Genomic DNA, 22,445 nt, shown 5'->3' on the forward strand with positions numbered 1-22,445 from the left:
GATCAGCTTGCCTTGCGGCGTGGCGTGGTTGTCTTGGCCGCCGGCTTCTTGGTTGTGCCGCGCGACGATGTCGACTTGGTGCTTGCGGATTTGGAGGAAGAGCGCGCCGTGCGGGCGCGGCTGGCCTTGGAGCCGGGCTTGGCGTCGCTGCCTTCGAGACTCTTTTTGAGCGCAGCCATCAGGTCGACGACATTTCCGCCGGTGGTTTCGCGCGGCTTGTCGTCCTCGTCGATGCTGACGCGCTGTTTCTTGGACTTCAGCTTTTCGGCCAGCAGTTCCTTGAGCGCGACCTGATAGTGATCCTTGAACTTGGCGGGATCGAATTCGGCGGTCTTTTTCTCGATCAGCGCCGTCGCGACATCCACGAGTTCGGCGTCCGGCGCCTTGGTGGAGATGTCGGAGAAGTAGGGGCCGGGCTCGCGCAGTTCGGTATCGTAATGCAGGGTTTCGAGCAGCAGGCCCTTGCCTGAGGGTTTGACGCAGACAAGGTATTCCTTGCCGCGCAGCGCCAGCTGGCCGAGACCGACGCGCTTGGTGGCGCGCAACGCATCACGGATGACGCAGAAAGCATCCTCGGCGAGATCGTCGGCCGGGGAGATGAAATAGGGCGAGTCGAAATAGAGCGGCGGGATCTCGCACTCTTCGACAAACTGCACCAGTTCCAGCGTTTTGCGGGTTTCGAGCTTGATGGCGTCCAGCTCTTCATCCTCGAGCAGGACGTATTCGCCCTTTTCGTATTCATACCCCTTCTTGATGTCGTCCTTATCCACCGGGCCGACGCCCTCTGCGACTTTTTCGTAGTGAACGCGCTTGCCGCTTGGGGCATGAATCTGCCGGAAAGACGGGCGGGCGCTGGCGCGGGTGGCGGTGAACAGTTCGACGGCGATCGACACCAGCGACAAGCGCAGCTGGCCTTTCCATATGGGTCGGCTGACGGCTGGCATGGCGTTTTACTCACGAACTGGTGGAACTGGCCGAGTCAACGAGTCTGTGGATCGAATGTTCCCAAAGGTCAGGCTTTCGGGAAACGTCGAATATTTTGTGCCAAACAGTGCATAATCACGATGATGGAGTCGCCGCGATGTTGTCGTGGGCGAAACAACGGCCGGGAGGCCACGGAGGACAGTATGGATCTCGACGGATTGAGCATCACGCTGATCGCGCTTGGCGTGCTGGCGATCATGGTGCTGTTTGCGGGGGCCAAGGTTGTCCCGCAGGGTTTCAACTACACGGTGGAGCGGTTCGGGCGCTATATCCGCACACTCAAACCCGGCCTCAACCTGATCATTCCGTTCGTCGATGGCATCGGCCAGAAGATGAACATGATGGAACAGGTGCTCGACGTGCCCCATCAGGAAGTGATCACGCGCGACAATGCCTCGGTGACCGCCAACGGTGTGACCTTCTACACGGTGCTGGACGCGGCGGCGGCGGCCTATGAGGTCTCCGGGCTCGAGAATGGCATTCTGAACCTGACGATGACCAATATCCGCTCGGTAATGGGGTCGATGGATCTCGACGAGTTGCTGTCGAACCGCGACGAGATCAACCTGCGTGTCCTGCGCGTCGTCGATGCGGCCGTTTCGCCCTGGGGCATCAAGATCACCCGCATCGAGATCAAGGACATCGATCCGCCCAAGGACCTGGTCGAGTCGATGGGCCGGCAGATGAAAGCCGAGCGTGAAAAGCGCGCGCTGATCCTCGAGGCCGAGGGCAAGCGGCAGGCGGCGATCCTGCAGGCCGAGGGCGAGAAGCAGAGCCAGGTGCTGGAATCGGAAGGGCGCAAGGAAGCCGCATTCCGCGACGCCGAGGCGCGAGAGCGGTCGGCCGAGGCCGAGGCCAAGGCAACGCAGGTGGTGTCGCAGGCCATCGCGGCCGGTGACGTGCAGGCGATCAACTACTTTGTCGCCAACAATTATATTAAGGCATTGGAGGGGCTGGCGAAATCGCCGAACCAGAAGGTGCTGATGCTGCCGGTGGAAGCGTCGAGTGTGATCGGCGCGATCGGCGGTATTGCCGAGATCGCCAAGGAAACCTTCGGCCCGGATCGCGCGGCGCGCAGCTCGACACGGCCACCCACCACTTCTCGCGGCAGTTAGGGGGCGGGGATGGAAGTCATCTCCTTTGTCGCGAGCTACGGGGCCTGGTCCTGGGTGGTGGCCGGGCTGATCCTGCTGGGGCTGGAACTGGTGCTGCCCGGTGGCGTGCTGGTGTGGCTCGGCGCGGCGGCGCTGGTGACCGGCGGGCTGGCGCTGACGCTGCCGATCTACTGGCCGCTTCAGTTCGTCATCTATGGCGTTCTGGCGCTGGGCAGCATCTGGCTGTGGCTGCGGTTTCGCGGCGAGGGCGTCGAAAGCGACCGGCCGCTGCTGAACCAGCGGGCGGCGCGGTTCATCGGGCAGGAGATCACGCTGGACGAGCCGATCCACGATGGCAGCGGGCGGTTGATGCTGGGCGACACCGTTTGGCGGATCGTCGGGCCGGACCTTGCGGCAGGGGCGCGGGTGCGGATCATTTCGGCCGATGGGGCAGTGCTGAAAGTCGAGCCGGTCTGAACGGACCGCGCAAAAAGGGCGGCCCCGAAGGACCGCCCTTTCCGACTACGCGACTGGGATATCGCGATTATTCGAGGTGGCTCTTCAAGAACCACAGGTTCTTGTCGAGCACCCGCGAATAGGCTGTGAAAATGTCGGCCGTGTCGGCATCGCCGGCTTCCTCGGCCGTATCGATGGCGTCGCGCACCGATTTGGCGGAGGCGCCGAAGCGCTCGACCAGGGCTTCGAGGTGGTCGGTGATCTTGCGGATGTCAGTGGGATAGGCCGGAAGGCTCGTGTCCTTTCCGACGGTCTGCACCGTGCCCATGGCAATGCCATCGAGCTGGGCGACGCGCTCGGCGACGATATCCACATGGGTGTCGATTTCGGCCCGCACCACATCAAGCAGTTCGTGCACGGCGATGAAGGTCGGGCCCTTCACGTTCCAGTGCGCCTGCTTGGTGACAAGGGCGAGGTCGATGGCATCGGCCAGACGGGCATTGAGCAGATCGATCATTGCCTTCTTGGTGTTGGACTTGATGCCGATATCGGGGGTCTTCATCGTCTACTCCTGACGCTGTCGTTCGGTATTGCCGACACAACGGCTGCCCCGTGCCCAAGTTCCGGTTGAGTCCGTGCGACACAGTGTTCGCTGATCGTGAAAGCTCGTTTCCCCATTTTCTGCTGCCGCCGGTTTGTGACGACCGAGAGGACTTTAGGCCGGTGGACGGGCGCGGGGACAAGTTTCTCAAAAGACGCGATGGATCAACGTGCTGCAGCGAGGCGATGTGCGAGGGGTGGGCGCGTGCCGAGCTGGTGGATTGGCGCGTGCTGCATTTTCGCCGCGAGAAAGCCGTGCCGATGAACGGCGATGAACGGCGGGCGGCTGGGCCACCGGCACGTTTTGGCTTGCACCGGCCCCCGGGTCCGGACTGATGAAGGGTGCGGTCAATACGCCAACAGGTGATTCATGAACGCATCAGATCGGTTTTACTCACCCGCCGAAGCGGCAGCGCGGCTCGGGATTTCGGGCAAGGCGCTGCGGCTTTACGAACAGCATGGGCTGCTGGCGCCAGTGCGCAGCGCTGCCGGGTGGCGCAGCTACGGGCCGGAGCAGATGGCACGGGCCGGTGAGATTGCTGCGCTGCGCGGCCTGGGGCTGAGCCTCAAACAGGTCGGGTGCGTGCGGGCCGGCGAGGGCGCGGCGCTGGAGCCGGCGCTGGCGGCGCATCAGACATTGCTGGAGCGCGAGGCGCAGCGGCTGGCGGCGTGCCTGACGCAGGTGCGCGGGTTGCGCAGTGCGCTGCTGGCCGGGCAGGCGCCCGAGCTCGAGGCGCTGGCCGGGGTGCTGCCCGCGCGCGGCACTGTGCAGGTGGCGTTCGAGCTGCCGTGGCCCTGGGGCGGCGAGCGGTTCGAACTGCGCGACATCCGGCCACTGACCTATCTGGTCGGCCCGCTGGGCAGCGGCAAGACGCAACTGGCGCGGCGGCTGGCGGCGGCGATCAGCGGCGCCGTGTTCATCGGGCTCGAGCGGACGAGCGCCGCGCTGGACACGGCCGATGATGCGCAGCGCCAGCGGGTCGAAGCGGCGCTGGAGTGGCTGGAGGGCGAAGGCGCGACGCCGTCGGACGCGCTGGTGGCGCTCCTCGTCGCGATGGAATGCGCGGCGACGGCGGTGGTCGTCGATCTAGTGGAGCAGGGGCTAGACCAGGCCACGCAGGAGGCGCTGGGCGCATGGCTGCGACGGCGCGCGACGGTGGAGCGGCCGCTGTTCGTCATGACCCGTTCCAGCACGCTGCTCGACATGACGGGGCTCAGCGATGACGAGGCCGTGCTGTTCTGCCCGGCCAATCACAGCCCGCCGGTGCTGGTGCCGGGCGTGCCGGGTGCGCCGGGATATGAGGCGGTGACGAGTTGCCTTGCGACGCCGGAGGTGCGGGCGCGCACGGAGGGCGTCGTTGTGATGCGGCAGGATCGCGCCTGATTTCGAAACGAATTCCAGACACGGAAAAGGGCGTGAACCCCGCGGTTCACGCCCTCGATTCCGTTCTCCGTTTGCCGCCGGAGGCCCGGCGGCACCCGGGCGTTCGTGAGCGGAATTAGTTGACCGTCTGATCCTCGATGGTCTTGGTGCTGCCCGAGTTGATCGGGATCTGCCGGGCCTTCTTGGACTCGGGCAGTTCGCGCTTCAGCTCGACATGCAGCAGGCCGTTCTCGAGGTTGGCGCCGGCGACTTCAACGTAGTCGGCGAGCTGGAAGCGCAGCTCGAAAGCGCGCTCGGCAATGCCGCGATGCAGGAACTCGCGCGACTTGTCCTCGCCTTCGGCGGCCTTGGCACCTTTCACCACAAGGTTGTTTTCCTTGCTCTCGATGGCGATGTCGCCATCCGAGAAGCCGGCGACGGCGATCGAGATGCGGTAGGCGTTCTCGCCCAGCTTCTCGATGTTGTAGGGCGGGTAGGACTTTGCTTCCTGCCCGACCATGCTGTCGAGGCGGGTGAAGAGCCGATCGAAACCGACGGTGGAACGATAGAAGGGCGAAAAATCGTAGGTTGCCATAGTCACATTCTCCTTTGAGCAACGTGTATTTCGGGTGTCCCATGAACGCTCCCCTGTTGGGCAAGCGACATTCCCGGGTGGCCCGGTTCCCGGCGTTTGCCGGCGAACAGCACTGATTTAGGTGCGCCAGATCGCGGTTCAAGAGGGGACGCTGCGATGAACCGAAAATGAACAGCACCCTCAATCGGGGTTCAGGCGGGGCAGCCTAAAAGGGGGAATGTGCTGACTGTCTGCTGCAGGGCACACACTGAAGGCGCCGCCTTCACCCGCCCCCCGCAAGGCGGCCTTCAATGGAAAGCCAGTGTCTCGCAAGAGATGCTGGCTTTTTCATTGCGCAGGGCGGCCGGCTCGTTCACGTTCGGCGCGAAATCCGCTATGGGCCGCTTTCATGAACGCCATCGTCGATCCCAATGCCCCAACGCTCGCGGTTGTCGAGTCCAACCCGGTGCCCGAGGGGGCGCAGGTCGGCTGGTTCGAAACCGCCGACCGGATGAAGCTGCGCTATGCGCGGTTTCCCAAAGGCGAGGGCGCGCCCAAGGGCACGGTATGCCTGTTGCATGGGCGGACGGAGTTCATCGAAAAATACTTCGAGACGATCGCGGATCTGCAGGCGCGCGGCTTTGCCGTCGCGACCTTCGATTTTCGCGGGCAGGGCGGCAGCCAGCGCGTCGGCGCCGAGCGCCGGCTGGGCCATGTCATTGCCTTCGACGATTACTGGGAGGACCTGAGGGCCTTCCACTCCTCGGTGCTGCTGCCCGATTGCCCGGCGCCCTATTATCTCGTGGGGCATTCGATGGGCGGGCTGGTGGCGCTGCTGGCCGGGGCGCGCGACCGGATGATGTTCGAGCGCATGCTGGTGAGTGCGCCGATGGTGGGGCTCGACAAGCAACCGTTCGGCCCGGTGGGCATGGCGCGGCTGACCGGGGTGGCCTCGATGCTCGGGCTGGGCCGGCTGCCGGTGGCGCGGCAGGAAGACAAGCCGCCCAGCGAAGCGAACTTTGCCGGCAATCCGCTGACCTCGGACCTGACCCGGTTCATGCGGCAGGTGGACGTGCTGAACGCGCGGCCGGAGCTGATGGTGGGGGCGCCGACGGTCCGCTGGGCACACGCAGCGTTTTCCGGCATGGCCGAAGCGCAGCGCGACAGCTTTCCCAATGCGGTGAAAATTCCCGTGCTGATGCTGGCGGCGGCGCGCGACGAGATCGTTTCGACCGGGGCGATCGAGCAACTGGGGCTCAGAATGCGCAGCGGCCGGCATGCGGTGATCCCCGGGGCGCGGCACGAGCTGTTCATGGAAAACGACGCCATCCGCGGCCAGGTGCTCGCGGCGTTCGACGCGTTCATCGGGACGGCGGGGGATTAGGGACGGGCCGGGCTGATCGCCTCGCCCTTCGACACGCTCAGGGTGAGGCGTGCCGGGTTCACCGTTCACAGGGCGCGGTGATAGCGAGAATAGGTGTCGAAGGTCTCGGTGCGGGTGAAGCCGGTGCGGCCTAGCAGGGCGGCGCTGCGGGTATTGCCGTGGGTGACGCCCGCGTAGATGTCGGTGGCCCTGAGGGTCGTGGTGGCAAAGCCGAGGAGGGCCTCGAGGGCGGCGGTGGCATGGCCCTGGCCCGTTGCCTCCTGCGCCAGCCATTAGCCGAGGCCGTAACGCGGCGGGGCAACCGGGACGAGGTCGATGCGGCCGATGAGCTGGCCATGGAGGACAATGCCGTAACGCAGCTCACGGACCTCGGGGCTGTCGAGTTCGGCGGCGAGGGCGGCCGGGGAGAGGGCGACGAGGTCGGCATAGTCCCCGTGCGCCGTCAGGTGAGCGCGATTGCGGGCGACGAGATGATGCAGCGCGATTGCATGATCGCGGGTGAGGGGGCGGAGCACCAATCCGGGTGTCGCGGTCTCGATCATCGCGTTCCCCCGCCCGTCGCTTCCGACGGCGCCTCAGCCTGCCAACAACTCCATCGTTGCGGCATGGAGTTGCGGGGTGGCGGCGGCGATGATGTTGCCGCCGTTTTCGGCCGGGCTGCCATCCCAGGTGGTGACGATGCCGCCGGCGTTGCGGATGATCGGGATCAGCGGGCAGATATCGACATCCTTCAAGCCGGCTTCGACGACGAGATCGATGTGGCCGGCGGCGAGCAGCGCATAGCCATAGCAATCGAGCCCGTAGCGGGTGGTCAGCGCCTGGCTGCTGACGGCTTTCCACTGCGCGGCGAGGCTGGTCCCGGGGCGGTCGAAGAGATCGGGCGAGGTGGAGGTGAGCTTGGCCTCGGCCAGATCGGTGACGGCCGAGGTGGCGAGCGGCAGATGCTGGCCGCCGCGGAAATAGCCGGCTTCGCCGGGCAGCGCGAGATAGACTTCGCCGGTGAAGGGTTGCGCCATCAGCCCGGCGACGGCGGCGCCGTTGACGGTGAGGCCGATCAGCGTGCCCCAGACCGGCACGCCGGTGATGAAGGCGCGGGTGCCGTCGATCGGGTCGATGATCCAGGCGAAGGTGCCCTCGCCGGCGGTGTCGTCGAACTCCTCGCCGATGATGGCGTGGGCGGGGAAGCGCTCGGCCAGCAGCTTGCGGATCGCCTGCTCGGCCTCGCGGTCGGCGTCGGTGACCGGGTCGAAGCCGTCGCTCAGCTTGTTGTCGACGGCAAGGCCGGAGCGGAAGCGCGGCAGGGTGTGGCTGGCGGCGAGGTCGGCGGCGTCGAGCAGGGCGGCGCGGACGGCGTCCGGGTCGAGACCACCGAGATGGCTGGCGTCCTGTGCGGCTGTCATGGCAAGTCCTTAGCGGCTAACAATAAGTTGGGATGCGTTGGGTAATAGGCACGCAATAGTGCGGGCAAAATTGATTCATTTTTGCAACATCCGGCGCTGTTTGCTTGTTGAATGCAGTCTGCCGACTTGTTGAAAGGCGCAAATCAGTTCACCCCGGTAAGTGCATGATGGATGGGTAGCTCGCGACTTTCTCTGCGGACCCGGGCAATTCTGGCCGAGACCTACGGGCACGTTTCTGGCTGCCAATCGTTTCCTCCCTTGACTGGGGCCGCTCCGGCGGCCCCTTTTCTGTGTGAGGGAACGGCTGGGCGCGGGGAAGGCTCCCGCTATTCGGCGGCGTAGCGCTCGTCGTATTTTTCGGCAGGCGTCGCCGGGGTGGCGAGCCGGCCGAGATCGAGCGAAATCAGCGATGCGACCAACTGGTCGACGAGCCGCCGCATGACATCGAAGCCCTCGTGTTTTTCCAGCGTGACCTCATTCATATAGAGGTGCCGGCTGATTTCGATCTGCAGGGCGTGCATGCCGTGCTGCGGGCGGCCATAGGCGCGGGTGGCGAAGCCGCCGGCATAGGGGCGGTTGCGGGTGACGCGCAGGCCGGCGCTGGTGAAGACGGTTTCGGCGAGATCGATGAGCGCCGGGGCGCAGGTGGTGCCGTAGCGATCGCCGAGGACGATATCGGGGCCGATGCGGTCGCCCGAGCGGCCGAGGCGCGGCATGGAGTGGCAATCGATCAGCACCGCGACGTCGAAGGCGGAATAGGCCTCGGTCAGCAGGCGCTGCAGGGTGGCGTGATAGGGCTGGTAGACGCCCTCGATGCGCATGCGCGCGTCATCCAGGGTCAGCCGGTTGCGATAGATCGGCTTGTTCTCGGCGACGACGCGGGCGATTGTCCCCAGCCCGGCGGCGACCCGCGGGCTATCGGTGTTGAACCGGTCCGACAGCGGCTCGACGAACATCTGCGGGTCGAGTTCCCAGGGTTCGCGATTGACGTCGAGATAGGCGCGGGGGAAATGGGCGCGCAACAGAGGCGTACCCATATGCGGCGCGCGGGCGAAGAGCTCATCGATCCAGGCATCCTCGGACTGGCGGATCGACAGATGGTCGAGCCGGGTCATCGCCAGAAAGCGCTCGGGATAGTCGCGGCCGGAATGGGGTGAGTTGAATACCAGCGGCGCCGTCAGCCGGCGGGGCCTGACGGTTTCAAATGCTGGCCTGTCCCAGTAATCGGACTGCACCGGACCTCCCATTGGCGGCGAAGCAAGCCGCTCATGACAATTTGCCGCGCGCCGCGGCGATTGTCCACATACCCAAAGGGTTGTGAGCAAAAGCGTGATAATCGCGCGGGGTTCTCGAATGCGCAAACATCCATTAAAGAAGCCCCACGTATTGTGCAGCGGACAGAAGACCGCCCAGAGGACCCCATGAAGCGCATTTTGCTTGCCGAAGACGATAACGATATGCGGCAGTTTCTGACGCGCGCATTGAAGCAGGCGGGGTTCGACGTGGTGTCGTTCGACAATGGCAAGTCGGCCTATGAGCGGCTGCGCGAGGAACCGTTCTCGCTGCTGCTCAGCGATATCGTCATGCCGGAGATGGATGGCATCGAGCTGGCGCGGCGCGCCACCGAGCTCGACCCGGACCTCAAGGTGATGTTCATCACCGGTTTCGCCGCCGTGGCGCTGAACCCCGATTCCGATGCGCCCAAGGATGCATCGGTGCTGTCCAAGCCCTTCCACCTCAAGGATCTGGTGGGCGAGGTGGAGCGGCTGCTGGCCGCCTGATCCACAGGCTGCGCAGCGTTCGTGCGACAAGCGCGATTGGCCTCTTGACCGGCAAACGGGTTTTATGGTCTATCGCGCGCACCGACGACCTTTCGGGTTATCGGCACACAGAGAGATGGGTGTATAGCTCAGCGGGAGAGCACTACCTTGACATGGTAGGGGTCACAGGTTCAATCCCTGTTACACCCACCATCTCTTTGATCTACCTCCGCTTTTCGCGGAAGAACGACCACCGCGGCGCGCCCTGAGGGGCACCCCGAGCCGCGGCGTGGAATGGGTGCGTAGCTCAGCGGGAGAGCATCGCCTTCACACGGCGGGGGTCACAGGTTCAATCCCTGTCGCACCCACCATTCCTTCTCCAAAGCTTCGTCAGCCGGCTTCGAGTTCGCGGATGTGATAGGCCGCGATCATGGCCGACAGGTCCTCGCCCGGCCCGGCGTCGCGAAATGCGTCGAGGGCGGCGCGGTCGTCCCACAGTTCGAAAATGTTGACGCGATCGGGCGCGACGAGGTCGTCGCTGACGGCGAAATCGCTGCATGCCGCATTTTCGCGGGCCGCGACTACTGCCGGCCGGGACGCGGCCAGGAAGGCGTCGCGCTGGCCGGGATGGATTTGCAGATGACCGCAGACGACAATCATGGGAGCCCCCTTGCTTTGCCAGCTGGATGGCGCCGGCGTCAGCCCTTTTAAAAAAGCAGTAGTCAAGCGCGCCTGGATAGGGCATTTCCGCTCGTTGGAGAGATCATGCCACAAACCCGTAAACGTGTATTCCGGAATACCCTGGCGCTGCTGGCCGTCGGGCTGCTTGCCCTGATCGCGATCGTGGGGACGGTCATCTATCTCGGTGAAGAGAGCCAGCGCTATTTCGATGACGTCATCGAGGCGGTCGATGCCCGCGCCGCGGCGGTCGATCTGCGCGATGCGATGCGCATGGCGGAAACCAATCAGCGCGGCTATCTGATCACCGGTGATTCCGGCTATCTCGACGACTATCAGCTCGCCAAGACATCGATGATGCCGCGGTTCGAGGATCTGAGGACGATCCTGAGCCGCTATGCAGAGGCCGAAGCACCGCTAGCGGCCTTGCAAGCCACGCTCGAAGCGAAACTGGCAGAGATGGACCAGACGATCTCGCTTTATGAGTCCGGACAGCAGGATGAGGCGACGGCGCTGGTGCGCACCGGGCGCGGCAGCAATCTTTCAGAAACGGTGATGGAGTTCGTCAACGGCGTGGTGGTTCGCGCCGACGGCCGGATGAAGGAGGGGGTGTCGCATCAGGTCAATACGGCGCAATGGCTGCGCGTCGTCTCGGTGATCGGCGGGTTGCTGATCATTGTCGTGGTGGGCGGCTCGGCGCTGACGGTGTGGCGCTATACCCAGGAAATCAGCGCGACCCGCGACCGGTTCGCCGCGTTCAATACCGAGCTCGAAAAGCGGGTGCAGGCGCGGACGGCCGATCTCGAGGAGGCGAACGAGGAGGTGCAGCGCTTCGCCTATATCGTAACGCATGATCTTCGGGCGCCGCTGGTCAATATCATGGGGTTCACCGCTGAACTCGAAGAGGGGATCAAGACGCTGCAGACGCTGATCTCGCCCGACGAAGCGGTGAGCGAGGACGGCATGGAACAGGCGCGGCTGGCGGCCACCGAGGATTTGCCGGAGGCAATCCAGTTCATCCGCTCGTCGACCAACAAGATGGACGGGCTGATCAACGCCATCCTGAAGCTGTCGCGCGAGGGCCGGCGCACGCTGAAGGCCGAGCCGATCGATCTCGAAGAGATGCTGGAGAATGCCGGCAGCGCCATTGCGCATCAGCTGGCCGACGGCGAAGGCGAAATGGTGACCGACGTTTCGGTGAAGCAGATCACCTCGGACCGGCTGTCACTGGAGCAGGCGATCGGCAATCTGCTCGACAATGCCTCTAAATATCGCTCGAAGTCGCGGCCACTGCGCATCGAGGTGCGTGTGGTCGAGGCGCCGGGCCAGATGGTGCGCATCGAAGTTGCCGATAATGGCCGCGGCATCGCCGACCAGGACAAGGCGCGCGTGTTCGAACCGTTCCGGCGCTCGGGCGTGCAGGATCAGGCGGGCGAGGGGATCGGGCTTGCCTATGTCCGCACCATAGTGCGAAACCTCGGCGGCGAAATCACCATGAGTTCGGTGCTCGGGGAAGGTACCACTTTCCGGATCACCCTTCCAAAAACCCTGCAGATTGTCGGGAGTACAGCATGAGCGACGGAATCAAGCCGGTCACGATCGTCATGGTCGAAGATGACGAGGGCCACGCCCGGCTCATCGAAAAGAACATTCGCCGTGCCGGGGTGAACAACGAGATCAAGGCGTTTACCGACGGCACGAGCGCGCTCGAGTTTCTGTTTGGCGAGGATGGTTCGGGTGCGGTGAGCGCCGGCCGGCAGCTGCTGGTGCTGCTCGATCTCAACCTGCCCGACATGACGGGCATCGACATCCTGGGCAAGATCAAGAGCAATGAGCATCTGAAGCGCTCGCCGGTCGTGGTGCTGACGACGACCGACGACACGCGCGAAATCCAGCGCTGCTATGATCTGGGGGCCAATGTCTACATCACCAAGCCGGTGAACTACGAAGGCTTCGCCAATGCCATTCGGCAGTTGGGGCTGTTCTTTTCCGTCATCCAGATTCCGGAAACCGACTGAGTGCGATCGCCTGGCGTTATCCTTTATGTCGACGATGATCCGGCGCTGCAGCGGCTGGTCGAGCGCACGCTCAAGCGGCGCGGGCACACGGTGGTGCTTGCCAGTGATGCCGAGCAGGGCCTGGCCGCGCTGAAGGCCGGTGGGATCGATGTCGTGGCGCTCGACCACAACCTGCCGACCGGCACGGGCATCGATCTGATGGCGGAACTGCCCCGCCTCAACCTGACGCCCACCGTTGTCTATGTGACGGCGTCGGCCGAGATGGCGACCGCGGTGGCGGCGCTGAAAGGTGGCGCATCGGATTTCGTTCTGAAAACGGTGGGCGAAGATTTCCTGTTGCTGCTGACCTCGGCGATCGAGGGCGCACTGGAAAAGACCCGGTTGCGCGCGGCGCGGGATGCGGCGGAACGTGAAATGCGGGTCGCCCGCGAGCGGGCCGAACTGCTGCTGGGCGAGGTCAATCATCGGGTGGCGAACAGCCTGGCCATGGTGTCGTCGCTTGTCGGGCTGCAGGCCAATGCCGTCAGTGACCAGGTGGCCAAGGACGCGCTGGCGGAAACCAAAGCGCGGATTTTCGCCATCGCCTCGGTGCATCAGCGGCTCTACAGCTCGGGCGAAGTGGGTGTGGTGGAATTGCGCGAGTATCTCGAGGCGCTGCTGAACCAACTCGACACGACCATGCGAGGCGAAGGGGCCGTGGCCTCGATCGTCAAGGCGATGGACCCGGTGAACGTGGCGACAGAGCAGGCGATTTCGCTCGGGATCATCGTCACCGAGCTGGTGACCAATGCCTTCAAATATGCCTATCCCGACGGCCACAAGGGCGAAATCCGGGTGCGCATGGAAGTCGACGGCAATGACGACAGATCGGTGCGGCTGAGTGTGGCCGATGACGGGCCGGGCTGGGACGGCGAAGGGCCGGCCAGGGGCACGGGCCTGGGGAGCAAGATCATCGCGGCCATGGCGCAGCAACTGGGCGGCACAGTGAGCTATTTCGCCGATGGTGGCACCACGGTCGTGGTGGCTTTCAGCCCAAGGCTGGCCCACACCTAGTCCGGCTCAGATTCAGGGCGCGTTCTGGCCGGGCATGCGACCACCCAGGGCATGGGTCAGATCGCGCGCCGTTTCGTTGAGCAGTTGGCCGATATTGGCGAGGCGTTCGGTCGTCAGCCGCTGGGCGAGACCCGAGACGGAAATGGCGCACAGCGCCTCGGCCTGGGCGTTGTAGACGACCGCAGCGACGCAGCGCAGGCCCGGCACGAAGTCCTCATCATCGAGCGCATAGCCGTCGCGGCGCACCGCGCGCAGCTGCCGGTCAAGTTCGGCGCGGCTGAGCGGCTGGGGCGCGGCGCGACGGTGCGGGCTGGCCGCGATAATGGCGTCGATATCGGCTTCGGCATAAGTGGCGAGGATGGCCTTGCCCATGCCCGAGGCGGCCATGGGCACCCGGCCGCCGACGCGGGTGATGGCGCGCATGATCTCGCGGCTTTCGATCTGGCTGAGCACCACCACCTCGCCATCGTCGACGACGCCGAGATTGGCGGTTTCGCGGGTGAGGTCGCGCAGACGCCGCAGATAGGGCAGGGCCGGGGCGACGAAATTGCGCTGGCGCACGAAGGCCGAGCCGATGGTGAAGACGGCGCGGCCGACATGCCACATGCCGTCGGACTGATCGAACTGCACGAAGCGGCGTTTTTCGAGCGTCGTCAGCATGCGGTGAACGGTGGAGGGCGGCAGGCCGGTGCGACTGGCGAGGTCGGTGAGGCGATAGCCCTCCTCGTCCTCCCCCAGCACTTCCAGAAGCGTCATGGCGCGTTCGACTGACTGGATGGAGCCGGAGCGCTGTTTCGCCTTGTCGTCGGAAGTGCTCATCGGATCCCGATCTGTCGCCATTGGCGCGTTCAGCTGGTTTCGGCGAGCGGCAGGACGACGCGGACCAGCCCCGGTTCGTCGGCGCGATCTTCGATGAAACCGAGTTCATGCGCCAGCCTCAGCATGCGGGCATTCTCGCGCAGGACGATGCCTTCGAGCGCCCCGATTCCCTCGGTACGGGCGTGGTCGATGAGGTGCTGCAGCAGGGTGGCGCCGAGACCGATGCCCTTGAGATCGGAGCGCACCAGAACGCCGAATTCGGCCTTGATGCGATCGGGATCGGCGGAATAGCGCGCCATGCCCATCAGCTCGTCGGTGGCTTCGTCAACCGCGATGAAGGCCATCTCGCGATCATAGTCGAGCTGGGTGAAGCGCACCATCATGTCGTCGGTCAGGTTGGTGATGGCCGAAAGGAAGCGCAGGCGCAGATCCTCGCGGTTGGTGCGCGCCATGAAGTCGGGGTAGAGCCGCGAGTCATAGGGGCGGATGGGCCGGATCAGCACGTCGCGGCCGCCCGGCGAGACATGCGCCTCGGCCTCGGACGGATAGGGGCGGATGGCGAGATCGGCTCTGAGCCCGGTCTGGCCGACGCGGGCCGGATCGATTTCGATGCGCGCGTCGAGCGCGACGACGCCGTCCTCATCGGCGAGCAGCGGGTTGATGTCGATGCCGGTGATGGCGGGGCAGTCGATGGCGAGCTGCGACAGCGAGACGAGGCTGCGCAGAATGGCGCGGCGGTTGGCCGGCTTCACGTCGCGATAGCCGGCCAGCAGCTTGCCGACGCGGGTGCGATTGATCAGTTCGCCGGCGAGCACCGTGTCGAGCGGCACGAGCCCGGTTGCGGTGTCGTCGACGACCTCGACCGAGGTGCCGCCGGCGCCGAACAGGATGGTCGGGCCAAAGACCGGATCGACGCTGAGCCCGGCGATGAGTTCCTGGGCATGCGGGCGGCGGATCATCGGCTGCACGGTGAAGCCGTCGATCTGTGCATCAGGATCGGCCGCGAGGATGGCGTCGCGCATTTTCGTCGCGGCTTCGGCGGCGGCAGCAGGCGTGGCGAGATTGAGCACCACGCCACCGACGTCGGACTTGTGGGTGATAGTGCGGCTGAGCAGTTTCAGCACCACGGCCTTGTGCTCCGAAAGCAGTTCGGTGGCGGCGGCACTGACTTCGGCTTCGTCGCGGCAGGAGAGGGTTTCGGGCACCGGGATGCCATAGGCGGCGAGCACGGCCTTGGCCTCGGGCTCTGTGAGGAGCGTTCGGTGATCCTCGGCCGCGACGTCGATCATCTTGCGCGCGGCGGCGCGATCGACGTGGAAATCGGGCCGGATGGCCGGGACGCGCTGCAGCGAGGCGCGCAGCTTGGACCATTTGGTGAGCAGTGCCACGGCGCGCGCCGCCTGGATTGGCGTATCGAAGCTGGCGATGCCGTGGCTGTGGAAGAGGTCGCGCGCACCGTCGGCGTGCTGCTTGCCGAGCCAGCAGGTGAGCATGGGCTTGCCGTTCACCAGCCCCTTCGTCGCCAGCGCCGCGACGCCTTCGGCGGCATCGCGCGAGGAGGCGAGTGCAGTTGGGCAGTTCATCACGAGGAGCGCATCGACGCCCGGATCGGCCGCGACGGCCTCGATGGCGGCGCAATAGCGCTCGGGCGGGGCGTCGCCGATGATGTCGACCGGGTTGGCGCGCGACCAGGCGCCGGGCAGGACCTTGTCGAGCGCGGCGATGGTTTCGGGTGCCAGTTCGGCCATGGTGGCGTGCTCGTCGATGAGGTGATCGACCGCCAGGACACCGGCACCGCCGCCATTGGTGACGATGGCTGTGCGGCCCGAATGCAGCGGCTTGAAGCGGGCGGTGATTTCGGCGGCGTTGAACAGATCCTCGAGATCGTCGACACGGATGACGCCGGCACGGCGCAGCGCCGCTTCGACCACGCGGTCAGCCCCGGCGAGGGCGCCGGTGTGGGTCTGGGCGGCCTGGGCCGCTTCCTGGTGACGGCCGGGCTTGACCGCGATCACCGGCTTGACGCGGCTGGCGGCGCGCGCGGCGGACATGAACTTGCGCGCTTCGGTGATCGACTCGAGATAGATCAGGATGGCCGAGGTTTCGGGATCGGCTGCCAGCATGTCGAGGCAATCGCCGACATCGACATCGGTCATGTCGCCGAGCGACAGCAGCTGCGAAAAGCCGATGCTTTCGGCGACGGCCCAATCGACCAGCGACGAGACGATGGCGCCAGATTGCGAGATCAGCCCGAGGCGGCCCCGCAGGGGCGTGAGGTGCACAAAGCTGGCGTTGAGAGACACGGTGGGCGCCAGCAGCCCGATGGTGTTGGGGCCGATGATGCGCAGCAGGTGCGGCCGGGCGGCATCGAGCATCTGCTGGCGCAGTTCGCCCGAGATACCCGCGGTGATGACGACCGCGGCCTTGCAGCCGACGGCGCCGAGCTCGGCGATGATGCCCGGCACGGTGGCGGGCGGGGTCATGATGACGGCGAGGTCGGGCGCGGCGGGCAGATCGGCGATGCGGCGATAGCAGGGGAGGCCGTGCACCTCTGCATATTTCGGGTTCACCGGGTAGGCGGGGCCGGTGAAGCCGCCGTCGATGATGTTGCGCATCACCACATGGCCGACGGCGCCGGCGCGGGTCGAGGCGCCGATGACGGCGACCGAGCGGGGGCGAAAGGCGAGATCGAGATTGCGCAGCGTCATGGCTTGGGGTTCCGAATGGTTTGAGATTCGAAGGTCTGGGGTCCGATATCGCGATAAAGCGCAGTGTGGGCCGTAACCTTGACCTCGATCAACGGTCCGCTTGAGTGAAGCGCATTTGCCTGTGGTTACGGCGCGCATGTCCTTATGCCGAGTCGGGCTGCTATCGGGGTGCCGGAGCGAGGCGGGACGATGGCGCGCTGGAGCAGTACGGCATCTGGGGACGCGGTTAACCGGGGGTAAACGCCCGGAGAGCCGCACGGTGCTTGGCTTTGCGCGCGCCTATGTGACGGGCGCCGATGGTTAAGCAAGCGCGGCCTGGCACGGTTGCCAGGACGTAAACGAGTTGTTTGCAATTTGGATTCGATTCATGCCGCTACAAGGCAATCTCTAAACCCCCTGTATTCCTTGGAGGCACACATGAACCGCATTTCTACACTTCTTACCGCGGGCGCCACCATTCTTATGACCGCTTCGGCCGCCTCTGCGGCTGACCTGCTCGTTAATGGTCCGGCTCCCAGCTACAACGACTACGGTGGCTATTCCACCAGCGTCGGCGCCTGGGACGGCGCCTATGTCGGCGCGTTCTTCGGCTACGGCTGGGGCACGCTGATGGACGACGACGCCGATCTGTTGGATTCCGACGAGCTCGGCCTGGACGGCTGGACGCTCGGCGCCACGCTCGGCGCGAATTTCACTGTCGGCGGCGGCTTCGTCCTCGGCGCTGCCGGTGACGTCGCCTGGTCCGGTATCGACGGCTATGATTCCGGTGAAGGCGTCGACTACGACATCAACTGGACGTCGTCGTTGCGCGGCCGTGCCGGCTATGATGCCGGCATGTTCCTGCCCTACCTGACCGCCGGTCTGGCTGTCGCTGGTGGGACGGCGAGCCAGGGCCCTGACGAAGACACCCAGGTCCACTTCGGCTGGACCGGTGGCGTGGGCGTCGAGGTTGCGGCGGCTGACAATGTCACGATCGATCTGCAGTACCGCTACTCGGACTACGGTCAGGCCACCTATGACGTCGACGGCGCATTCGATCTCGGCCTCGTGACGCATACCGTCACCGCCGGCGTGAACTTCAAGTTCTGATCCGCTGGCCGGCGCAGGCTGGCCCGTCGACCGCTTCTTCAGCCCCGCCCGGCACTTCGCCGTGGCGGGGTTGTTTGTTGTTGGGGCGAATTTTCTGCAATTTTTCCTCTTGCCAGATCAAACGAACGGTCACACGATACCTCATCGTCAACAGCGCAAAGGAGGTGATCCAGTGTCTCATCAGAAATCGTCGGTTTCGAAGGGTCTTGGAGTCTCCGTCAGTTTGGAGCAGCCTCTGGCCTGATCGAAGTTTCCTCGCCGTAACTGTCGTTTTGCGACAGGGTGGCAATGACATCTTCGAAGACCACGAAATCGAGAAGGGTCGCCTCCGGGCGGCCCTTCTTTTTTGTGCGCCGGTACGCCGCTTTTGCATTCGGGCGCAGGAGCGCCTAAAAGGCCGCCGAAACCTGCGGAAATCTCGACATGAACGCCCTGACCCCGGCCGCTGAGGCCACCAAACTGCTGCCCTACCAGTCGCGACGGACCTTTGCGATCATTTCGCACCCCGACGCGGGCAAGACCACGCTGACCGAGCGACTGCTGTCGTCGTCGGGCGCGATCCAGCAGGCGGGGCAGGTGCGGCACCGCGCCAACCAGCGCGCGACGCGGTCGGACTGGATGGCGATGGAGCGCCAGCGCGGCATTTCGATCACCTCGTCGGTGATGACCTTCGAGCATGAGGGGCTGACCTTCAACCTGCTCGATACGCCGGGCCACTCGGACTTTTCCGAGGATACCTATCGCACCCTGACGGCGGTCGACGCGGCGGTGATGGTGATCGACGTGGCGAAGGGCATCGAGGCGCAGACGCTTAAGCTGTTCGAGGTGTGCCGGCTGCGCGACATCCCGATCGTCACCTTTGCGAACAAGGTGGATCGCGAGGGCAAGGATCCGCTGGAAATTCTCGACGAGATTGCCGACACGCTGGCGCTGGATGTAACGCCGGTGGTTTGGCCGCTGGGTTCGGGTGTCGACTTCAAGGGCATCGTCGATCTGGTGGGCAAGCAGGTGCTGTCGCCCATGGGTGAGGTGATGGCGACCTTCGCCGATACCGATGCGCTGTTCGCCGATGCGGCGCTGAAGGCCGATCCGGTGATCAACACGGCGCTCGAAAATCTCGATCTGGCGCTCGATGGCTATCCGGCCTTCGATCTCGAGATCTATCGCGCCGGGCATCTGACGCCGGTGATCTTTGGGTCAGCGCTCAAATCCATCGCCGTGCCGCAGCTGTTGCGTTCGCTGGGAGACTGGGCGCCCGAGCCGCGGCCGCAGCCGGCCGAGCCGGCACCGATCGACCCGGGCAGCGGCAAGGTGTCGGGGTTCGTGTTCAAGGTGCAGGCGAACATGGACCAGAACCACCGCGACCGGATCGCCTTCGTGCGGCTGAGCTCCGGCACGTTCAAGCGCGGCATGAAGCTGAGGAACGTGCGCACGGGCAAGGACCTGGCGGTTTCGAACCCGATGTTCTTTTTCGGCCATGACCGCGAGCTGGCGGAAGAGGCGGTGGCGGGCGACATCGTCGGCATCCCCAACCATGGTGCGCTGAGCGTCGGCGACACGCTGACCGAAGGCGCCAGCATCAAGGTGACCGGCATTCCGAATTTCGCGCCGGAAATCATCCGCCGGGTGCGGCTATCCGACCCTATGAAGGCCAAGCAGCTGGCAAAGGCGCTGAGCGACCTCGCCGAGGAGGGCGTGGCGCAGGTGTTCCGCCGCATGGTCGGTGCCGACTATATCGTCGGCGTCGTCGGCCAGCTGCAGCTCGAAGTGCTGCAGTCGCGCATTCAGATCGAGTACAATGTGCCGATCGGTTTCGAGAGCATCAATTTCGAACTGGCGCGCTGGATTTCGTCCGAGGACAAGAAGGATCTCGACGCGTTCATTTCCAAGAACAAGCTGGAAATGGCCGAGGACAAATATGGCGACCCGGTTTATCTGGCGCAGTCGAGCTGGTGGCTCGACCGGGCCGGGCGGGACAATCCGAAGATCGTGTTCCACGCGACGAAGGAACGGCATTAGGCGCTCTGCGTAGACCCTCATCCGACTTCCGCCCACCTTCTCCCACGGAGGGAGAAGGCTTGGTCGCGGGTTCGGGAACCTGGTCCTCCCGTTCGTCATGCCCGGTCGATAGAATCTGGTCCCGTTTGAATCTGCAGCATCGACTGGGTCTCCGGGTCTTCGCCCGGGGATGACAGGATGGTTGGCTAGCCCTTCATCAGCATGTCGCGGGCCGATTGCTGCATTACGGCGAGGTAGTCTGCCTGGGACCAGCCACAGGTGTTGGTGAGATGCAGCCAGTTCTCGAGCTGCAGCAGCATCCAGAGCAGGTCGGTTGCCCTCGACTCGGTGAGGTGGGCGGCAAGAGCGCCGGCTGAGTGCAGCGCGGCGATGGCGGCGGCACAGCCTTCGCGATGGGCGGCCATGCGATCGGACCAGGCGAGGCGGGCGGCCTCGTCGGTGTCCGCGAGGGCGATCAGCGCCCGGCCGACCCCGGCGATCAGCGGCAGGTAATCGGCCCAGAAGGCGATATAGGCGTCGAGCCGGGCGGGACCGGTCGCGGCGCGGCTGGGGGCGAGGCGCGCGTCGAGGTCGTTGCGCTGGTCGATATGGCGCGTCGCGGCCACCAGCAGATCGGCCCGGTTGGGAAAATGCAGATAGAGCGCCTGTCGGCTGATGCCGGCAGAGCGGGCGATGTCGGCCATGCGGACGGCGGCAGGCCCCTGATCTTCCAGAAGTTTTACGGTGGCATCGAGCGCGCGGGCGCGGGTGGTGACGGATTCGCTTGACATGGTGTCAAGAAGCATGCGATTGGAGCACTGTCAACTTGACACGGTGTCAAGTTCGTTGGGGAAGGAGACTGATGATGAACGTGATCGTTTTTGGCGCCACCGGTAGTGTCGGTCGGCTCGCGGTCGAGACCATGCTCGAGGCCGGGCACGAAGTGACGGCTTTCGCCCGGCGTCCCGAAACGCTGGCGCTACGCCATGCCAATCTGCGTCTGCTGGCGGGCGATGCCGCGGATCGGGATGCCGTTGTGGCGGCGATGGCGGGGCAGGATGCGGCCGTGGTGACGCTGGGCGCGGGAATGGACCGCAAAAGCCGGATCCGCTCGGTGGGGACGCTCAATGTCATCGCCGCGATGCAGCAAAGGGGCGTGCCGCGGCTGATCGTACAATCGACGCTGGGCGCGCATGACAGCTGGGGTAATCTCAACTTTTTCTGGAAGCGGGTGATGTTCGGGGCGCTGCTGCGGCCGGTGTTCCGCGACCACGAGTTGCAGGAACAGCTGGTGCGGGCCTCGGGGCTGGACTGGACCATCGTGCGCCCGAGCGCCCTGTCGGACCAGACGCCCGAAGGCGCGCTGATCGAGGATGTGCCGGCCACCAGACGCGGGCTGGGGCTGACCATTTCGCGTGAGGAAGTGGCCGGTTTCCTGACCCGACAGCTGGGCGACATGCACTATCTCGGCCGGGCCGTCGGGCTGTCGCACTGAGCGCGCAGGGGAGACAGATGATGATGTCGACATTCGTGCCGGGGCTTGTCGCCCTGTCGCTCGCCAGCGGGCTGGTGGGCGGGGTGTTCCTGAGCTTTTCGGATTTCGTGATGCGCTCGCTGGGCGCCAGCCAGCCGGTGGCGGGGATCGAAGCGATGCAGCAGATCAATCGCAAGGTCTATCGGTCGGTATTCATGGTGCTGCTGCTCGGCACCGGGCCGGTGGCGATCGCGGCGTCGGTGCTGGCGGCGTTTGCCGTTGGCGGCGCGATGGCGCTGGCGGTCGGCGCCGGAGCGGCTGTCTATGTGCTCGGGGTGATGGCGGTCACCATCGCCGGCAATGTGCCGATGAACGAACGGCTCGACCGGATGGCGTTCGGGGCGGCGGAAACGCGGGCCTATTGGCCGGTCTATCTGAGGCGCTGGACCGGGTGGAACCACGTGCGGGTGCTCGCGTCGACCCTGTCGGCGGCACTCTTCGCCACCGGTGCCGTGCTGGCGGGGTAGGGCAGCCGACCGGGCGCCGCCGAACGGCGCCCGACGCCTCCGCAATCACTGGCCGCTTAGCGCCGGCCCCAGAGTTCGACGAAAGTTGCGCCGCGGCCGTTGCGGGGCTTGCCGTAGTGGAAGCGGACGTTGCGGATGAAGCGGCGGTTACCGTCGAGATCGATGGCACGGGTCTGGCCACCCTGACGGATGAAGTGGCGCACGCGGATGTCCTGGTTCCGCCCGTTGCCGAAGCGCACGTCGAGATCATACAGGAACAGATCGTTGCCGGTGACGGCCAGCCTGATCTTGCGGAAGCGGCCTTCGCCGCGACCAACGCGAATGCGGTCGAAATCCTCGTAGCCATTCACCTTGCGGCGACCCAGATAGACCCAGCCGCCGTGAGCGGCCTGCGATTCTGTGGCGAACAGCGTGCTGGCGGCGACGGCGGCGGTGCCAAACAGGAAGTTGCGACGGTCCATTTCAA

General features: G+C 65.2%; 25 protein-coding genes and 2 tRNA genes. 14 read left to right on the top strand and 13 right to left on the bottom strand.

What is annotated here, in order from left to right:
* Positions 1–2: 2 nt before the first annotated feature.
* Positions 3–944: a Ku protein gene (locus tag ACN0TK_RS10265; protein ID WP_417309394.1), complete on the bottom strand. Its 942-nt coding sequence runs from the start codon at positions 942–944 to the stop codon at positions 3–5.
* A gap of 183 nt (positions 945–1,127) precedes the next feature.
* Between ACN0TK_RS10265 and ACN0TK_RS10270 the strand changes: the two genes are divergently transcribed.
* Positions 1,128–2,099 (top strand): SPFH domain-containing protein, encoded by a 972-nt coding sequence (locus tag ACN0TK_RS10270; RefSeq protein ID WP_417309395.1) that lies wholly within the window; start codon positions 1,128–1,130, stop codon positions 2,097–2,099.
* 9 nt (positions 2,100–2,108) lie between these two features.
* Complete coding sequence (locus tag ACN0TK_RS10275; protein WP_417309396.1) at positions 2,109–2,555, top strand: NfeD family protein; 447 nt, start codon at positions 2,109–2,111, stop codon at positions 2,553–2,555.
* A gap of 67 nt (positions 2,556–2,622) precedes the next feature.
* On the opposite strand, the gene dps is transcribed toward ACN0TK_RS10275, so the two are convergent.
* Positions 2,623–3,096 carry a DNA starvation/stationary phase protection protein Dps gene (gene dps, locus ACN0TK_RS10280; RefSeq protein WP_417309397.1) on the bottom strand — a complete coding sequence of 158 codons (474 nt, stop codon included), beginning with the start codon at positions 3,094–3,096 and terminating at the stop codon, positions 2,623–2,625.
* Between the two features lie 408 nt (positions 3,097–3,504).
* On the opposite strand from dps, the gene ACN0TK_RS10285 reads away from it, so the two are divergent.
* A complete protein-coding gene (locus ACN0TK_RS10285; RefSeq protein WP_417309398.1) occupies positions 3,505–4,518 on the top strand; it encodes a MerR family transcriptional regulator in 1,014 nt (337 codons plus the stop codon).
* Positions 4,519–4,633: 115 nt separating this feature from the next.
* On the opposite strand, the gene ACN0TK_RS10290 is transcribed toward ACN0TK_RS10285, so the two are convergent.
* On the bottom strand, positions 4,634–5,092 hold the full coding sequence (locus ACN0TK_RS10290) for an Hsp20 family protein (protein ID WP_417309399.1): 459 nt from the start codon (positions 5,090–5,092) through the stop codon (positions 4,634–4,636).
* Positions 5,093–5,480: 388 nt separating this feature from the next.
* Here ACN0TK_RS10290 and ACN0TK_RS10295 point away from each other — a divergent pair, with 388 nt between their 5' ends.
* On the top strand, positions 5,481–6,455 hold the full coding sequence (locus ACN0TK_RS10295; protein WP_417309400.1) for an alpha/beta fold hydrolase: 975 nt from the start codon (positions 5,481–5,483) through the stop codon (positions 6,453–6,455).
* A 65-nt stretch (positions 6,456–6,520) separates the two neighbouring features.
* Here ACN0TK_RS10295 and ACN0TK_RS10300 read toward each other — a convergent pair whose 3' ends face one another.
* The 4 genes from ACN0TK_RS10300 to ACN0TK_RS10315 all read right to left on the bottom strand — a co-directional run bounded on the left by ACN0TK_RS10300 (position 6,521) and on the right by ACN0TK_RS10315 (position 9,090).
* Positions 6,521–6,724 (bottom strand): GNAT family N-acetyltransferase, encoded by a 204-nt coding sequence (locus ACN0TK_RS10300; protein ID WP_417309520.1) that lies wholly within the window; start codon positions 6,722–6,724, stop codon positions 6,521–6,523.
* Positions 6,725–6,727: 3 nt separating this feature from the next.
* On the bottom strand, positions 6,728–6,997 hold the full coding sequence (locus ACN0TK_RS10305) for a hypothetical protein (protein WP_417309401.1): 270 nt from the start codon (positions 6,995–6,997) through the stop codon (positions 6,728–6,730).
* A gap of 33 nt (positions 6,998–7,030) precedes the next feature.
* Entirely contained in the window at positions 7,031–7,855 is an 825-nt protein-coding gene (gene hisN / locus ACN0TK_RS10310) for a histidinol-phosphatase (RefSeq protein WP_417309402.1), read from the bottom strand.
* 326 nt (positions 7,856–8,181) lie between these two features.
* Positions 8,182–9,090 carry an N-formylglutamate amidohydrolase gene (locus ACN0TK_RS10315; protein WP_417309403.1) on the bottom strand — a complete coding sequence of 303 codons (909 nt, stop codon included), beginning with the start codon at positions 9,088–9,090 and terminating at the stop codon, positions 8,182–8,184.
* 186 nt (positions 9,091–9,276) lie between these two features.
* On the opposite strand from ACN0TK_RS10315, the gene cpdR reads away from it, so the two are divergent.
* The 3 genes from cpdR to ACN0TK_RS10330 all read left to right on the top strand — a co-directional run bounded on the left by cpdR (position 9,277) and on the right by ACN0TK_RS10330 (position 9,986).
* Complete coding sequence (gene cpdR, locus ACN0TK_RS10320) at positions 9,277–9,636, top strand: cell cycle two-component system response regulator CpdR (protein WP_417309404.1); 360 nt, start codon at positions 9,277–9,279, stop codon at positions 9,634–9,636.
* Positions 9,637–9,753: 117 nt separating this feature from the next.
* Positions 9,754–9,828: transfer RNA gene (locus ACN0TK_RS10325), tRNA-Val, on the top strand.
* Positions 9,829–9,911: 83 nt separating this feature from the next.
* Positions 9,912–9,986: transfer RNA gene (locus ACN0TK_RS10330), tRNA-Val, on the top strand.
* 19 nt (positions 9,987–10,005) lie between these two features.
* Here ACN0TK_RS10330 and ACN0TK_RS10335 read toward each other — a convergent pair.
* A complete protein-coding gene (locus ACN0TK_RS10335; RefSeq protein ID WP_417309405.1) occupies positions 10,006–10,275 on the bottom strand; it encodes a putative quinol monooxygenase in 270 nt (89 codons plus the stop codon).
* 105 nt (positions 10,276–10,380) lie between these two features.
* On the opposite strand from ACN0TK_RS10335, the gene ACN0TK_RS10340 reads away from it, so the two are divergent.
* The 3 genes from ACN0TK_RS10340 to ACN0TK_RS10350 are packed head-to-tail and all read left to right on the top strand — an operon-like array spanning position 10,381 to position 13,364.
* On the top strand, positions 10,381–11,868 hold the full coding sequence (locus ACN0TK_RS10340) for a sensor histidine kinase (protein WP_417309406.1): 1,488 nt from the start codon (positions 10,381–10,383) through the stop codon (positions 11,866–11,868).
* The gene (locus ACN0TK_RS10345; RefSeq protein ID WP_417309407.1) at positions 11,865–12,311 is read left to right on the top strand and encodes a response regulator; all 447 of its coding nucleotides are present in this window, start codon (positions 11,865–11,867) and stop codon (positions 12,309–12,311) included. The genes ACN0TK_RS10340 and ACN0TK_RS10345 overlap by 4 nt, the downstream gene beginning before the upstream one ends.
* The gene (locus ACN0TK_RS10350; protein ID WP_417309408.1) at positions 12,312–13,364 is read left to right on the top strand and encodes a sensor histidine kinase; all 1,053 of its coding nucleotides are present in this window, start codon (positions 12,312–12,314) and stop codon (positions 13,362–13,364) included.
* 12 nt (positions 13,365–13,376) lie between these two features.
* Here ACN0TK_RS10350 and ACN0TK_RS10355 read toward each other — a convergent pair whose 3' ends face one another.
* Both ACN0TK_RS10355 and ACN0TK_RS10360 read right to left on the bottom strand, forming a co-directional pair.
* Entirely contained in the window at positions 13,377–14,183 is an 807-nt protein-coding gene (locus tag ACN0TK_RS10355; RefSeq protein ID WP_417309409.1) for an IclR family transcriptional regulator, read from the bottom strand.
* A gap of 29 nt (positions 14,184–14,212) precedes the next feature.
* Positions 14,213–16,891, bottom strand: coding sequence for a GNAT family N-acetyltransferase (locus tag ACN0TK_RS10360; RefSeq protein WP_417309410.1), 2,679 nt, complete (start codon positions 16,889–16,891; stop codon positions 14,213–14,215).
* A 417-nt stretch (positions 16,892–17,308) separates the two neighbouring features.
* Between ACN0TK_RS10360 and ACN0TK_RS10365 the strand changes: the two genes are divergently transcribed.
* The gene (locus ACN0TK_RS10365; RefSeq protein ID WP_417309411.1) at positions 17,309–17,980 is read left to right on the top strand and encodes an outer membrane protein; all 672 of its coding nucleotides are present in this window, start codon (positions 17,309–17,311) and stop codon (positions 17,978–17,980) included.
* On the opposite strand, the gene ACN0TK_RS10370 is transcribed toward ACN0TK_RS10365, so the two are convergent.
* A complete protein-coding gene (locus ACN0TK_RS10370) occupies positions 17,970–18,161 on the bottom strand; it encodes a hypothetical protein (protein WP_417309412.1) in 192 nt (63 codons plus the stop codon). The two genes, ACN0TK_RS10365 and ACN0TK_RS10370, sit on opposite strands and share 11 nt — an antisense overlap.
* Positions 18,162–18,403: 242 nt before the next feature.
* Here ACN0TK_RS10370 and ACN0TK_RS10375 point away from each other — a divergent pair, with 242 nt between their 5' ends.
* A complete protein-coding gene (locus tag ACN0TK_RS10375; RefSeq protein ID WP_417309413.1) occupies positions 18,404–19,999 on the top strand; it encodes a peptide chain release factor 3 in 1,596 nt (531 codons plus the stop codon).
* A 185-nt stretch (positions 20,000–20,184) separates the two neighbouring features.
* On the opposite strand, the gene ACN0TK_RS10380 is transcribed toward ACN0TK_RS10375, so the two are convergent.
* Positions 20,185–20,769 (bottom strand): TetR/AcrR family transcriptional regulator, encoded by a 585-nt coding sequence (locus ACN0TK_RS10380; RefSeq protein ID WP_417309414.1) that lies wholly within the window; start codon positions 20,767–20,769, stop codon positions 20,185–20,187.
* A gap of 74 nt (positions 20,770–20,843) precedes the next feature.
* Between ACN0TK_RS10380 and ACN0TK_RS10385 the strand changes: the two genes are divergently transcribed.
* On the top strand, positions 20,844–21,473 hold the full coding sequence (locus ACN0TK_RS10385) for an NAD(P)-dependent oxidoreductase (RefSeq protein ID WP_417309415.1): 630 nt from the start codon (positions 20,844–20,846) through the stop codon (positions 21,471–21,473).
* Between the two features lie 20 nt (positions 21,474–21,493).
* The gene (locus ACN0TK_RS10390; RefSeq protein WP_417309416.1) at positions 21,494–21,979 is read left to right on the top strand and encodes a DUF1772 domain-containing protein; all 486 of its coding nucleotides are present in this window, start codon (positions 21,494–21,496) and stop codon (positions 21,977–21,979) included.
* 56 nt (positions 21,980–22,035) lie between these two features.
* On the opposite strand, the gene ACN0TK_RS10395 is transcribed toward ACN0TK_RS10390, so the two are convergent.
* Positions 22,036–22,440, bottom strand: a complete 405-nt coding sequence (locus ACN0TK_RS10395) for a hypothetical protein (protein WP_417309417.1) — start codon at positions 22,438–22,440, stop codon at positions 22,036–22,038.
* Positions 22,441–22,445 lie beyond the last annotated feature (5 nt).

The organism is Devosia sp., from assembly GCF_048261455.1.
Taxonomy (GTDB): domain Bacteria; phylum Pseudomonadota; class Alphaproteobacteria; order Rhizobiales; family Devosiaceae; genus Devosia_A.

Bases quoted from the DNA above. Each gene is read 5' to 3' on its own strand.
- ACN0TK_RS10270 (WP_417309395.1), top strand. From the start codon at position 1,128: ATGGATCTCGACGGATTGAGCATCACGCTGATCGCGCTTGGCGTGCTG.
- ACN0TK_RS10370 (WP_417309412.1), bottom strand. From the start codon at position 18,161: ATGAGACACTGGATCACCTCCTTTGCGCTGTTGACGATGAGGTATCGT.
- ACN0TK_RS10355 (WP_417309409.1), bottom strand. From the start codon at position 14,183: ATGAGCACTTCCGACGACAAGGCGAAACAGCGCTCCGGCTCCATCCAG.
- ACN0TK_RS10375 (WP_417309413.1), top strand. From the start codon at position 18,404: ATGAACGCCCTGACCCCGGCCGCTGAGGCCACCAAACTGCTGCCCTAC.
- dps (WP_417309397.1), bottom strand. From the start codon at position 3,096: ATGAAGACCCCCGATATCGGCATCAAGTCCAACACCAAGAAGGCAATG.
- ACN0TK_RS10285 (WP_417309398.1), top strand. From the start codon at position 3,505: ATGAACGCATCAGATCGGTTTTACTCACCCGCCGAAGCGGCAGCGCGG.
- ACN0TK_RS10385 (WP_417309415.1), top strand. From the start codon at position 20,844: ATGAACGTGATCGTTTTTGGCGCCACCGGTAGTGTCGGTCGGCTCGCG.
- hisN (WP_417309402.1), bottom strand. From the start codon at position 7,855: ATGACAGCCGCACAGGACGCCAGCCATCTCGGTGGTCTCGACCCGGAC.
- ACN0TK_RS10380 (WP_417309414.1), bottom strand. From the start codon at position 20,769: ATGTCAAGCGAATCCGTCACCACCCGCGCCCGCGCGCTCGATGCCACC.
- ACN0TK_RS10295 (WP_417309400.1), top strand. From the start codon at position 5,481: ATGAACGCCATCGTCGATCCCAATGCCCCAACGCTCGCGGTTGTCGAG.
- ACN0TK_RS10275 (WP_417309396.1), top strand. From the start codon at position 2,109: ATGGAAGTCATCTCCTTTGTCGCGAGCTACGGGGCCTGGTCCTGGGTG.
- cpdR (WP_417309404.1), top strand. From the start codon at position 9,277: ATGAAGCGCATTTTGCTTGCCGAAGACGATAACGATATGCGGCAGTTT.
- ACN0TK_RS10345 (WP_417309407.1), top strand. From the start codon at position 11,865: ATGAGCGACGGAATCAAGCCGGTCACGATCGTCATGGTCGAAGATGAC.
- ACN0TK_RS10340 (WP_417309406.1), top strand. From the start codon at position 10,381: ATGCCACAAACCCGTAAACGTGTATTCCGGAATACCCTGGCGCTGCTG.
- ACN0TK_RS10265 (WP_417309394.1), bottom strand. From the start codon at position 944: ATGCCAGCCGTCAGCCGACCCATATGGAAAGGCCAGCTGCGCTTGTCG.
- ACN0TK_RS10335 (WP_417309405.1), bottom strand. From the start codon at position 10,275: ATGATTGTCGTCTGCGGTCATCTGCAAATCCATCCCGGCCAGCGCGAC.
- ACN0TK_RS10290 (WP_417309399.1), bottom strand. From the start codon at position 5,092: ATGGCAACCTACGATTTTTCGCCCTTCTATCGTTCCACCGTCGGTTTC.
- ACN0TK_RS10365 (WP_417309411.1), top strand. From the start codon at position 17,309: ATGAACCGCATTTCTACACTTCTTACCGCGGGCGCCACCATTCTTATG.
- ACN0TK_RS10360 (WP_417309410.1), bottom strand. From the start codon at position 16,891: ATGACGCTGCGCAATCTCGATCTCGCCTTTCGCCCCCGCTCGGTCGCC.
- ACN0TK_RS10395 (WP_417309417.1), bottom strand. From the start codon at position 22,440: ATGGACCGTCGCAACTTCCTGTTTGGCACCGCCGCCGTCGCCGCCAGC.
- ACN0TK_RS10390 (WP_417309416.1), top strand. From the start codon at position 21,494: ATGATGTCGACATTCGTGCCGGGGCTTGTCGCCCTGTCGCTCGCCAGC.
- ACN0TK_RS10305 (WP_417309401.1), bottom strand. From the start codon at position 6,997: ATGATCGAGACCGCGACACCCGGATTGGTGCTCCGCCCCCTCACCCGC.